This window comes from Mucilaginibacter jinjuensis (genome assembly GCF_028596025.1).
GTDB classification, from domain to species: Bacteria; Bacteroidota; Bacteroidia; order Sphingobacteriales; family Sphingobacteriaceae; genus Mucilaginibacter; species Mucilaginibacter jinjuensis.
The window spans coordinates 653,101-665,422 of sequence record NZ_CP117167.1 but is presented as its reverse complement, the minus strand read 5'-3'; the positions used below and the strand labels follow the sequence as shown (position 1 = coordinate 665,422).

Below are 12,322 nucleotides of genomic sequence, written 5' to 3'. Positions count from 1 at the left end.
AAAAATTAAACGCCTAATTCAGTTGTATTTCTAATTTTTGCCTGGTAACCTATACCCGGTTGAACGTTAAGTTCTTCCAGTACATAATAAGTTCTTTCGCTCTTCAGTGCTTTTGACACTTCTGAGTTAGGATCATTTGCGTTACCAAATACAATGGCATTGGTTGGGCATGATTGCTGACAAGCCATTTTGATCTCGCCATCTTTCAATGAGCGTTTCTCTAATTTAGACTTCAGTTTACCTGCTTGTATACGTTGTACACACATGCTGCATTTTTCCATTACCCCACGGAAACGTGTAGTAACATCCGGGTTTAATACCAGCTCGGTGTATTCGTTTTGTACGTAGTTCTCGAAACGTGAATCGTTCCAGTAGTTAAACCAGTTGAAACGACGCACTTTGTACGGACAGTTGTTTGCGCAATAACGGGTACCTACGCAACGGTTGTAAGTCATTTGGTTTAAGCCCTCGCTTGAGTGCGTGGTGGCCAATACCGGACAAACAGTTTCGCAAGGTGCGTGATCGCAATGCTGACAAAGCATTGGCTGGTAAGTTACTGATACGTGATCAAGATCGTCAAGTTTGTTGATCTCTTTCTCTTTGGTAACAGTTTTACCATTATCGTTAAAGCTATAGTAGCGGTCGATACGAATCCAGTGCATTTCGCGACGGTTACGTACTTCTTCGCGGCCTACAACCGGAACGTTATTTTCTGCAGTACAAGCCACAACACAGGCACCGCAACCGGTACAAGCGTTAAGGTCGATAGCCATTACCCAGTTATAGGTTGGTTTCTCGTAATCGTACCATAAATCGTAAGTCTCTTTGCTTTCTGATTTACCAACTACAGAAGCCGGATTTTTAACGTATTGCGCTAAAGTAGCTTCTTTAATTACGCTACGGCCCTCGTAAGAGTGGTGGGTTTGAGTTTGTGCGAACACATATTTCAAAGCACCTGTCTTTTTAATTTCGGCAGCAGCAGTAGTTTGGAAAGTACCGTTACGGAAAGTATGGAACGGATAAGCGTTCTGACCAACATTATCGCCTACTTTACCAGCTTTGGTACGGCCGTAACCAACGGCTACAGAGATAGTACCTTGCGCCTGGCCCGGTTGTAATAATACTGGTAAATCAATTGAGTAACCGTTAGCAGTGATCGTGATATAATCACCTTCTTCGATACCTAATTTCTCAGCAGTTTTAATTGCCATGGCAGCAAAGTTATCCCAGGTTACTTTCGAAACCGGATCAGGCAACTCTTGTAACCAAGGGTTGTTTGCTTTTTTACCATCGCCAATGTTAGGGCTTTCAAAAATTTGAAGCTCTAAGCCATTACCACCTGCAACTTGTGAGCTGTGGGTTAAAATAGTTTGTGCAACAGCATTCAGGTCGCGGTTAAAGGTGTAAGAACCTGCCGCTTTAGCCGGTGCCTGGATAAAACCGGTTTGCAATAATTTTTCCCAACCGCTTTGGCCAGATAAGCCTGCGATAGGTAAAATTGATTTTTCCCAGGTATTACGGATGTAAGTGTAATATTCTTTAACCGGGCTATCAGACCAGGTAAGCAAGCTTTGTTCTGCCTGGCGGGTGTTATAAACCGGGTTAATGGTTGGCTGTACAATAGTGTAGTAACCTGTTACAGCGTTTTCATCACCCCATGATTCAAGGTAGTGGCTGTTAGGTGCAACTATATTGCTCAATGCAGCAGTTTCATCATTATATGGTGCAAATGATACTTTCAGTTTCACTTTAGATAGTGAAGCAGCAAAGTCTTTTGCATTGTAGAAATCGTAAACAGGGTTAGCATTCAGGAAGAACACGGCATCAACCTCACCGCGTTTTACTTCGTTTGCAAATTCAACAAACTCAGCATCGTTACCAGCGTATTGTAATGATGGGTTATCTAAATCGATAGTAGTACCGTAGCTACCTAATAAAGAGTTGATCGCGTTAACTAATACTTGTGTAGCAACATCATTGCTGCCTGCTACTACTAAAGCACGGCCTTTGTTCGCTAATAATTCTTTAGCTGCAAGGGTAATTGCTTTATCGGTATTTGCATCGCTTACTTTTTTAGAACCTGGTAAGGTTGTAGCAGATAATGCATTGTATAAGCTCATGATAGCCAAACCTTCTTCAGACGGTTTGATTGGCATGCGCACGTCAGCATTACTACCGGTTAAACTCATACCGCTTTCGAACTGGATGTGGCGCGACATTTTTTTCGCTTCCAGTGCTTTAGCTGTACGGCCTGCTGCATACTGGCGGTTAAACTCAGTATGAGAGATCCAGCTGCCTAAAAAGTCGGCTCCAAAGCTTACAATGATATCGGCTTTATCAAAGTTATAGTGCGGCAATACTGCTTTACCAAAACTGTTTTGATTGGCCTGGATGATACCGGTATAAGATACCGCATCATAAGTAACATGTTTAGCTGTTGGGTATGCTGCAATAAAATCTGCAATAACAGCCAGTGTTGATGGGCTGTTAACTGTAGATGATACTAAGCGTATTTTTTTACCACCTGCTTTGATACCTGCTAACTGGCCTTTAACAAAGCTGTCAATCTGGTTCCAGCCGCTTTCGCTGCCGTCTTGCAGTGGGTTTTTTAAACGGCTCGAATCGTAAAGATCTAACACCGAAGCTTGTGCGCTTGCAGATGTACCACCTTTACCAAAAAAGTCGTTAGGGTTACCTTCTATTTTAATAGGGCGGCCTTCGCGGGTTTTAACCATGATGGCGTTTCCTTCGTAACTTGATACGTAGAAGTTGGCGATACCCGGGGTTACCTCCTCTGGTTTAATCAGGTAAGGGATTGATTTGTGAACCGGCACTTTCTGACATGCAGCCAATGATACAGCTCCAACACCAAAGCCCAACGCCTTTAAAAAGTCGCGACGAGGAGTTTTAGATTTTAGTCCGTCACCACTCAATATTTCTTCGATAGGAATAGGCTCAGCAAACTCGTGTTTATTTTTTTCAACAAACTCCGGCGTTCTGTTCAGCTCCTCTATACCCTTCCAGTATTTTTTATTGCTTTCCATTTAAGCTATATAAACTGTAATTGCTAAGTTTTAATTTATTAATAGTGACACTTACCGCACTCTAAACCACCCATTTCGGCTTCAGTAACTTTGTCGCCTTTTTTAATGCGGTCGTGAATTTTAACCATGTTTTCATAGTAAGCATTACCCTTACCATTAACACCGGTACGTTTGTGACACTGGATACACCATTTCATAGTAAGTGGTGAGTATTGGTAAACTTGTTTCATGGTTTGAATAGGGCCATGGCAACGTTGACACTCAATACCCGCAACCTTAGTATGTTGTGAGTGGTTAAAGTAAGCGAAATCTGGCAGGTTGTGGATACGTACCCACTGGATTGGCTTAGCTTTAGTACTATCATATTTCTGAGTAGCCGGATCGTAACCCAATGCATCATAAATTTTATGAATTTCTGGCGATTCGGTTTTAACTACCTTGTGGCAGTTCATACACACGTTAAGTGATGGGATCGAAGCATTCTTGCTCTTGTATGCACCGCTGTGGCAGTACTGGCAATTGATCTTCATTACACCGGCGTGTAACTCGTGCGAGTATTTAATAGGTTGCTCTGGCTGATAACCCTGGTGAACGTTAGTGTTCCACATGGTAACCCAGCTCCAGCTGCCCATTGCAATTGTACCGCAAAGGATGATAAAGAATACCAGCTTTTTGTTTTTAGCGATCTTTTTAACAGTAGCTAAACGATCAACCTTAACAGCTTCTTCTTCTGTTTCTTCCTCTACAGGTAAGTTTTGTTTTTTAAGTAACAGTTTTTCCAGTGTACCGATAACCCTGTTTAATACCAGGATAACGATAAAGGCAATTATAATAACGCCAATTAGACCGAAAATAACCATGTCGCTTGGTCCGCTATCTGCAGCCGCAGCGCCTGTTGCAGCACCCGGAGCAGGAGCAGCCTGCATTTTTTTCCAGTCGTCGCGTACATAAGCTAAGATGTTGGCCACATCGCCGTCAGATAAACTGGCGAATACAGTCATACCTTGCTGGTTGTATTCGTTGTAGATCTTTAGTGCCTGAGGATCTTTAGCTGCAATAAGCGCCTGATTGTTCTGGATCCATTTGGTTAACCATTTGTCATCTGTGTTTGACGAGATGGTCGGGCCTAAAGCCGGACCAGTCATGCGCACATCGATCTTATGGCACGCGGTACAATTAGCCTTAAATAAAGCCTCACCCTTAGCTACATCACCTTGAGCATGAGCCGTAAAACCCATAGCAGCAAAGCCAGCAACCAGTAAAACCGCCCTGGAAAATTGTTTAAAAATCAATGAGATATTTCTCATACAGTGTATTTGTGCTTAATAATTCTATTTTATATTAATGCAATAGCTTGCAGATGTACGCTGATAAGCATTTTTTGCAGTCCACAAAAGTATAACTTATTACATTATCGCTGACAAAGTAATGACACATAATTCCAATTTATAATCTTTCTAAATAAATCACAAAAACCCCTTTAACATCATGCTAAAGGGGTTTTGCTATATTACACTACTGTGTTAATACTCAATTGTAAATTGCAACAATTTGCATTTTTAATGGTTACTGCTTAAGCACCCATGCAAAAATAAGTGGTGCAACAATTGTTGCGTCAGACTCAACAATAAACTTTGGCGTATTGATATCCAGCTTACCCCAGGTAATTTTCTCGTTTGGCACAGCGCCCGAGTATGAACCATAAGAGGTAGTTGAATCAGAGATCTGGCAGAAATAGCTCCAGAACGGAATTTCAGGCATTTCCATATCCTGGTAAAGCATCGGCACAACACAAATTGGGAAATCGCCGGCAATACCACCACCAATCTGGAAAAAACCAATACCCTTGCCATCTGAGTTTTTAGGGTACCAATCAGCCAACCAGGCCATGTATTCGATACCGCTTTTCATGGTGGTAGCTTTAACTTCACCTTTAATTACGTACGATGCAAAGATGTTACCCATGGTTGAATCTTCCCAACCTGGTACAACAATCGGCAGGTTTCTTTCGGCAGCAGCCAGCATCCACGAGTTTTTAGGGTCAATCTCATAGTATTGCTCCAGCTCGCCGCTTAATAATATTTTGTACATGTACTCATGCGGAAAGTAACGCTCGCCTGCGGTATCAGCATCTTTCCATATTTTGTAAATATGTTTCTGCAAACGGCGGAAAGCTTCTTCCTCAGGGATACAAGTATCGGTAACACGGTTATAGTGGTTCTCTAATAAATCCCACTCATCCTGCGGGCTCAGGTCGCGGTAGTTAGGTACACGTTTGTAGTGCGAGTGCGCAACCAGGTTCATGATATCCTCTTCGAGGTTGGCGCCGGTACACGAAATAATGTCAACCTTACCCTGGCGAATCATTTCGGCAAGCGAAATACCCAGCTCAGCAGTGCTCATGGCACCACCCAAAGTAATCATCATTTTACCACCTTCTAACAGGTGGGTTTCGTATCCTTTGGCTGCATCAACCAAAGCCGCTGCATTAAAATGCAGGTAATTGCGCTCAATAAATTGAGATATAGGGCCTCTTGTAGTACTCATTATCAATTAAATAAATGGAGAGCAAAGGTAGCACCTCTATTTAAGAAACAACAACAGTATTTTAATAATTAATAAATGTTTAACCCTAAGTGCATGGAATTGATGAGTTTGGTGGGGTTTTGAATCAGAATTTTCAGAATTGTCTTGAACCAGAATTTTCAGAATTTAAGAATTATTAAGCTAAAGCCCATTTGTCATCTCGAACGATAGTGAGAGATCTTATGTAATTTGCAAATCAAGTGCAGAAGATTTCTCCTATCGTCGAAATGACATAATGGGAATATTGAGGGGAGTTTTATTCTATCATTCACTCCTTCTATCCTTCACTCATTATCTTCCGTAAAGCAAGTTTCGTGCTCATCGGCTCCGGCAGCCCCGCTTTCCGCTTATACGCCTGCAGGCCTTAGGCGCGGGCCGGTATCCGCTGCAATCGGGTTTAGGGATTTACTTCACTCTTGTTATATTGAGCGATAGCGAAATATCTTCTTCGCCCTGTGTTGCCAATCTGCATTTACGCAGAAGATTCTTCGCTATCGCTCTGAATGACAAAATTTAAAAATGCCGTGACAGACCATTAATACCCTAACAATTGTGGCATCTTAATTTTCGGATAGCACAGAATTGGCCACACCACACCCTTTAATAGAAAATTGAGCAGCCACGAGTTCTTTCTTGGTACTTCTTTCTTGCGAAAGAAAGAAGTACATCCACTGACGTTTCATAAATCCCTCTTACCCTACCTAATGGAAAACGGATATGCAAGCGATGCCAGCCACACCATACTTCGAGAGCCTCAGCATGACTGCATACGCGCTAATGGAAAACAGATTGTACGTTATTTAAGTCTGTGCTAATCGGTCGGAGATTGCTTCGTACCTCGCAATGACGTGCTTTATTAAAGCATTCAACGCTTAAAACTTTTTACTATTAATCTTGTCTTGTCTCCTGGCTCTTGATTCCTGGTTCTGTTCCTCAAACTATTTTCCTTTTCTTTGTACATTCAACCATCTAAATGAAACGAATACTTACGCTCCTTATACTTTTTGTTACCCTTACCCCTGCTATTGCTCAAAAGAACCTGCTGCCTGGCTTTGTGAGGCGAATGCTTTTTGAGAAAGATACTACCCGTAAAAGCAGCTTCTTTCTGCTGCCTGTGTTAAGTTCGGCACCGGAGACAGGGGTAGAAATAGGCGGATCTGCTCTATATTCTTTTTATACAGATACCGGCCGTACCAATACACGGGTATCTAATATATTCGGCTATGCCACAATTACTACCAAGGGGCAAGAGCGAACCAGCCTGAGCACCAGTTACTGGGCACCTAACAATGCCTGGCATTATATAGGTGCGGTTAGCTTTATCAATTTCCCGGCTGATTTTTACGGCATTGGCGATAACACCCTTAAAGCCAACCAGGATCATATTGGCCAAAAACGATTTAAGGTAAACTTTGAAGCCGATAAAAATTTGGGCAACGGTATATACCTGGGTGTAGTTGCCGGTGGTTTTAACTATAGCTTTAACGACAAAGAGCCCGGCGGCATATTTGATACCGACCCGCGTGTTGAATTTAAGAACGGCGGCGCAACGGCCTTTATCGGCCCAAGTTTAATTTATGACACCCGGAATAATAATACCTATACCACCAAGGGTATCATTGTTACCAGCTACTTTAATTTAATGAAGGGCATGTTTGGTAACAACAATTACCAGGGTGGTTTCTTTAATATCGAATATTCACAGTTCTTTAAACTGAACAAACGTTTTGTACTGGGCCTCGATGTGCAGGACCAGAACCTCACAGGTGCACAATCGCCCTTCTATTTATTACCGGCTTTGGGTAGTGATGAAATGATGCGTGGTTACTATAACGGCCGTTACCGCGACCGCAACCTTATAGCCGGACAAACCGAACTGCGCTACCGCCTAAGCGACCGCATTGGCATGGTGGGTTTTGTAGGTACAGGTACAGTATTCAATAAATCATTCAGTTTCAACAACCTGAAGCCTAATTATGGCGGAGGGCTACGCTATTTCTTCGATGTACAAAAAGGCTTATCTGTACGTGTAGATTACGGCTTCGGCGAAAAACCTGCAGGTGAGCAAAGACAGAGCGGGTTGTATGTGGGATTGGGGGAATCTTTCTAACAATTTGTCAATTCGGCAATTTGTTAATTTGTCAATGGAGAACGAATTTGTCAATTTGTTCATGAGGTAATTTGTCAATGCTAAGCAAAGCATTAACTAATCGACAAATTACCAAATTGGCTTTTGTATTGACAAATTACCGAATTGACAAATCGACAAATTAAAACCTTATCTTAAAGTCTTCCTTCGGCTTTCCTTTTCTAAAGAATACTAACCCAATCCAAAACAAATCAACCGTGATGGTAACATCTGGGTGGGCTTTAATTTCGGCCCAGGCTTGTTTCATGCCTTCGCTCCAGTAAATATCGTCGAAGATGAGCATGGTGTTTTCATGCACTTTGGGTAGCGCCCAGTGGAAATAATCAAGCGTAGCCTGCTTTTGATGGTTACCGTCGATGAATACAAAATCCAGCTTGGGGAGTTTATCTATTAGGCCCGGCAGGGTGTCGTTAAAGTTGCCCACCATCAGCGTAATATCTTTGGCACCGGCATTGTTAAAACCTTGCTGGGCAACACCTGCAGTTTCGGGGCAGCCTTCCAGGGTATAAATTTTAGCTTGCGGGGCAGCATATTGCAGGTAGAGCGAAGTGATGCCTAAACAAGTACCGAGTTCAATAATGGTTTCAGGCTTGGCATCAGCCGCCAGTCGATATAATAACTGCGCCAGTTTGGGTGGTTTCAGTGCGTTTTTGGCAATCTGGGCTACCTGTTTTTGTTTGTTATTATTAACGTGCGAACCTGCGCCCAGGTCAGTTACGGTAATACTTCTATCGTCATTTAAAAGTTGTTTTCTGAAATTTTCGATTTCGGAGTATACTTTTTTAGGTTGAAAATCGTAAATTACTTCATCAACCAAACGGTAAACAAAGGGCGAATGCAGGCCGTGCCTGGTTTTAGCGCTGACGCGGTGCAGCAGGTAGTCTTTCGCGAATTGCCATCTAAACATGGTGGTAAAATTATATAAAGGATTAATATTTTATGTCATCAATGATTAAGCCTTCAGAAATTAACTCACTCATAAAATTACTGGACGACCCGGATAACGGAATCTTCAACCACGTACATGATAAATTGTTTGAATACGGCGACACTGCGATCTCTTACCTCGAATCGGCCTGGGAAGAAGCATTTGACCCTATTTTGCAGGAACGCATTGCCAACCTGGTGCACGAGATCCAGTTCAGCAATGTAAAAACCGATCTGATGCTCTGGTATCAAAGCGGCAGTTTTGATCTGTTGCAGGGCGCACTTATTATCAACAAATACCAGTACCCCGACCTCGATGAGCAAAAGATCATCAACCAAATTGAGGCTATTAAGCGTGATATATGGCTGCAACTCCACAACGAAGCCAGCCCGGTTGAACAGATAAAACTGATGAACCATGTGTTTTACAACATGCACGGTTTCAGCGGTAATAAAACCAGCCACCAGGATCCGCAGAATAGTTATTTGAGCCAGGTGCTCGAATCGCACAAAGGGAACCAGATTTCGCTGGCCATTATTTATTCAATCGTGGCCCAAAAGTTGGATATCCCGGTTTACGGTGTAAACCTGCCCCAACATTTTATATTGGCCTACGTAGACGAAAGCAAGGACACCGAATTTGAAAGCGGCATACTCTTTTATATCAACGCCTTTAACAAAGGCTTCGTTTTCGGTCGCCGCGATGTAGATATGTTTCTGAAACAGCTGGGTGTAAAACCCGACAAGCAGTTCTATGAGCCATGTAGCAATGCGGATATAGTTCGCCGAATACTGCGCAACCTCATCAGTGCTTATGAAACTTTAGGATCAACCGATAAGGTGAATGAGTTGACCGCATTACTAGAGATAGTTTTAGAATAATGGGTGAATGATAGAGGGAGTGAATGAGAGAATATCGCTGCTTCAATAAATTTCAATCAGCGTAAGTTTTTAAATCTTAATACCTAACTTTAGGCATATACCTAACCAATGCCTAAAGTTTCTCTGCTCTTTTTTCTGCTTATTTCATTTGTCCATTTATCGGCGCAAACACCCGAATTACGGTCCGCCTGTAAAGAACTCGATCAATTAAATACTGCTATTATCAATGGCTCTGTTAATAAACAACAGGCAGCGGTAAAGTTCAATCAACTTATCCTCAGCATAAAAAATACCGGTGCTATCTCGGGTAACGATACCTGGGTATTCCCTTTGGCTGGCTATCACGCTAATGCGATAGGTGGCACACATGGTAATGGCTACAGCGACAAGGGTTACAAATACCTTGACGGCAACAAGCACCTGGCACACCCCGCCCATGATATATTTATCACCGACCGTAACCAGGACGGCTTAGACGACCGCACCCTAAAACCCGTTAACGTTTTGGCCGTAACAGATGGTATTGTAATAGCCTGTACCAATGAGTGGCCAACAGCAAGCGCCTTGCGCGGTGGCAAGTACATCTGGATCTATCATCCCCAACTCAATATGCTCACTTATTATGCCCATAATAAAGCCATTTTTGTTGAGCCGGGTGATGTTGTAAAACAGGGACAAAGAATTGCCGAGGTTGGCCGCACAGGTTATAATGCTTATAAGAAACGGTCGCCAACGCATTTGCATTTCTCGGCATTCCATTTCATTAATGGGCTTCCTGCCCCGTTCAACTGTTATCAAAACCTTGTTAAAGCCCAAGCCTTATGAAGTTGTAACTTTAATATTGGCTGTAGTATGCATCTCGTTTACAAAGCCAGCCGAAACCGTTACCACAAGGTTTCATACACCGGCAGGATATCAGCAAATCACTACTTCGCCTGGCAGCTTTGGTGCCTGGTTGCAACAACTTTCGCTTAAACCAGCCGGTACACATACGCTTACCTACCGCGGCACTATTGCCAATACTGATAAATATACCGCAGCCGTTATTGATATGAGTGTTGGCAACCAGGATTTGCAGCAATGTGCAGATGCCGTAATGCGGCTGAGGGGCGAATACCTGTTTCAGAAAAAAGCTTATGATAAAATCAGCTTTAAATTTACCAGTGGCTTTAATTGCGATTTTGTACACTTTGCAGATGGCTACCGTTACCAACAATCGGGCAAATGGAGATTAGCTGCAAAGAAAGATTATAGCTATGCCAATTTCTTACGTTATATGAACCTCGTGTTTTCGTACGCAGGCACATTATCGCTGGATAAAGAATTAAAGAAGGTTGAAAGTGAAAACGACTTAAAAACCGGCGATATATTTATTAAAGGTGGTTCGCCGGGGCATTGCTTTATTATTATGGATGTAGCTAAAAACAAAGCGGGCAAAAAATGTTTCCTTTTAGCGCAAAGCTTTATGCCTGCACAAAACATACAGATATTGCAAAGTGGTGGGCCGTGGTTTAGGTTAGATGAACCGGCTAATATCCCTTATGGCAATTTAGTGCAGCTTATGTATTTGAAGCGGTTTGAATGAGGGTTGGTATTCCCGATGAAAAGGATTTGTATTGGATTAAAGCATAGAGCAAGTGCAGAAGATTTCTCCTATCGTCGAAATGACAAAAAGGAGAAACCATGCTGTTTCCGTCTCGATTCTTGATTCCCGATTCTTGATTCTCTTAAATTACTTCACCAATCCTTTTGCTTGAAACCAACCCGTTAAATCAATAAACCAGTCCTCGTGCGAGCGTGGGTTATGCAGTCCAAAACCGTGACCACCACTTTGATAAACATGGATTTCGGCATTGACATGATTATCTGTTAAGGCCTGGTAAAACATCAACGAGTTTTGAATAGGCACCACATCATCATCCTGGCAATGAACGATAAAGGTTGGCGGGATATCTTTGGTTACGTGTTTTTCATTCGAGTACAGGTCGATCATTTCTTGTGATGGTGTTTTGCCAAGCAAATTTTCTTTAGAGCCCTTGTGGCTAACCTCGGTCATGGTGATTACAGGGTATATCAATATCGCAAAATCGGGACGCAGGTTAGTGTTATCAGTATTGGCAATCACTGCTTTGCCATAGTGTGTAGCTTCTGTTGATGCCAGGTGCCCGCCTGCCGAGAAACCCATAATGCCAACCTTTGTTGGGTCTATTCCCCACTTGGCTGCATTTTGCCTTACCATTTGTATAGCTCGTTGGGCATCCTGCAACGGGCCGATGGTTTTATCAACCATAATATAATCACTCGGTAAACGGTATTTGAGTACAAAGGCGGTTATGCCCAACTCGTTCAGCTTTTCGGCAATTTTGTATCCTTCTTTATCCATTGACAAGTGTTGATACCCACCACCCGGACAAATTACAACTGCCGTACCATTAGCTTTATCTTTAGCCGGAAAAAACGGTATCAACTGCGGATCTGTTACATAACCAATACCACCGTTACTGTCTGTCGATCTTTCCCGATATACACCCGGTGCCGGTTTGCTGTTAGGCACACCGTTAGGATATAGTGCAATTGGGGTGCTTTGCTGTGCGTATGTAAATGTTGCGGTGGTTAATAACATCAGGGCGGCTAATAGTTTTCTCATAACAAGGCCTTATAATAAAAAATGTCTGTTGCCAAGATAACGAATTTAGATTCGTCCTGACAACAGACATTTTATCTACTTCTACAG

General features: G+C 42.6%; 9 protein-coding genes. 4 read left to right on the top strand and 5 right to left on the bottom strand.

Annotation, left to right across the window (positions count from 1 at the left end; genetic code table 11):
* Positions 1 to 5: 5 nt before the first annotated feature.
* From PQO05_RS03030 to PQO05_RS03020, 3 genes are all read right to left on the bottom strand, one after another.
* On the bottom strand, positions 6 to 3,044 hold the full coding sequence (locus PQO05_RS03030) for a TAT-variant-translocated molybdopterin oxidoreductase (protein ID WP_273631180.1): 3,039 nt from the start codon (positions 3,042 to 3,044) through the stop codon (positions 6 to 8).
* Between the two features lie 38 nt (positions 3,045 to 3,082).
* Complete coding sequence (locus PQO05_RS03025) at positions 3,083 to 4,351, bottom strand: c-type cytochrome (protein ID WP_273631179.1); 1,269 nt, start codon at positions 4,349 to 4,351, stop codon at positions 3,083 to 3,085.
* Positions 4,352 to 4,610: 259 nt separating this feature from the next.
* On the bottom strand, positions 4,611 to 5,591 hold the full coding sequence (locus tag PQO05_RS03020; RefSeq protein ID WP_273631178.1) for a deoxyhypusine synthase family protein: 981 nt from the start codon (positions 5,589 to 5,591) through the stop codon (positions 4,611 to 4,613).
* Positions 5,592 to 6,603: 1,012 nt separating this feature from the next.
* On the opposite strand from PQO05_RS03020, the gene PQO05_RS03015 reads away from it, so the two are divergent.
* On the top strand, positions 6,604 to 7,740 hold the full coding sequence (locus PQO05_RS03015; RefSeq protein WP_273631177.1) for a BamA/TamA family outer membrane protein: 1,137 nt from the start codon (positions 6,604 to 6,606) through the stop codon (positions 7,738 to 7,740).
* 160 nt (positions 7,741 to 7,900) lie between these two features.
* Here the strand turns inward: PQO05_RS03015 and PQO05_RS03010 are convergent, their stop codons facing one another.
* Positions 7,901 to 8,686 (bottom strand): O-methyltransferase, encoded by a 786-nt coding sequence (locus tag PQO05_RS03010; protein WP_273631176.1) that lies wholly within the window; start codon positions 8,684 to 8,686, stop codon positions 7,901 to 7,903.
* Positions 8,687 to 8,727: 41 nt separating this feature from the next.
* Between PQO05_RS03010 and PQO05_RS03005 the strand changes: the two genes are divergently transcribed.
* The 3 genes from PQO05_RS03005 to PQO05_RS02995 all read left to right on the top strand — a co-directional run bounded on the left by PQO05_RS03005 (position 8,728) and on the right by PQO05_RS02995 (position 11,173).
* Entirely contained in the window at positions 8,728 to 9,588 is an 861-nt protein-coding gene (locus tag PQO05_RS03005; protein WP_273631175.1) for a transglutaminase-like domain-containing protein, read from the top strand.
* A 108-nt stretch (positions 9,589 to 9,696) separates the two neighbouring features.
* A complete protein-coding gene (locus PQO05_RS03000) occupies positions 9,697 to 10,413 on the top strand; it encodes a M23 family metallopeptidase (protein WP_273631174.1) in 717 nt (238 codons plus the stop codon).
* Entirely contained in the window at positions 10,391 to 11,173 is a 783-nt protein-coding gene (locus PQO05_RS02995; RefSeq protein ID WP_273631173.1) for a DUF4846 domain-containing protein, read from the top strand. The genes PQO05_RS03000 and PQO05_RS02995 overlap by 23 nt, the downstream gene beginning before the upstream one ends.
* 147 nt (positions 11,174 to 11,320) lie before the next feature.
* On the opposite strand, the gene PQO05_RS02990 is transcribed toward PQO05_RS02995, so the two are convergent.
* Entirely contained in the window at positions 11,321 to 12,235 is a 915-nt protein-coding gene (locus tag PQO05_RS02990) for an alpha/beta hydrolase (RefSeq protein WP_273631172.1), read from the bottom strand.
* Positions 12,236 to 12,322: the final 87 nt, after the last annotated feature.

Bases quoted from the DNA above. Each gene is read 5' to 3' on its own strand.
- PQO05_RS03030 (WP_273631180.1), bottom strand. From the start codon at position 3,044: ATGGAAAGCAATAAAAAATACTGGAAGGGTATAGAGGAGCTGAACAGA.
- PQO05_RS03025 (WP_273631179.1), bottom strand. From the start codon at position 4,351: ATGAGAAATATCTCATTGATTTTTAAACAATTTTCCAGGGCGGTTTTA.
- PQO05_RS03020 (WP_273631178.1), bottom strand. From the start codon at position 5,591: ATGAGTACTACAAGAGGCCCTATATCTCAATTTATTGAGCGCAATTAC.
- PQO05_RS03015 (WP_273631177.1), top strand. From the start codon at position 6,604: ATGAAACGAATACTTACGCTCCTTATACTTTTTGTTACCCTTACCCCT.
- PQO05_RS03010 (WP_273631176.1), bottom strand. From the start codon at position 8,686: ATGTTTAGATGGCAATTCGCGAAAGACTACCTGCTGCACCGCGTCAGC.
- PQO05_RS03005 (WP_273631175.1), top strand. From the start codon at position 8,728: ATGATTAAGCCTTCAGAAATTAACTCACTCATAAAATTACTGGACGAC.
- PQO05_RS03000 (WP_273631174.1), top strand. From the start codon at position 9,697: ATGCCTAAAGTTTCTCTGCTCTTTTTTCTGCTTATTTCATTTGTCCAT.
- PQO05_RS02990 (WP_273631172.1), bottom strand. From the start codon at position 12,235: ATGAGAAAACTATTAGCCGCCCTGATGTTATTAACCACCGCAACATTT.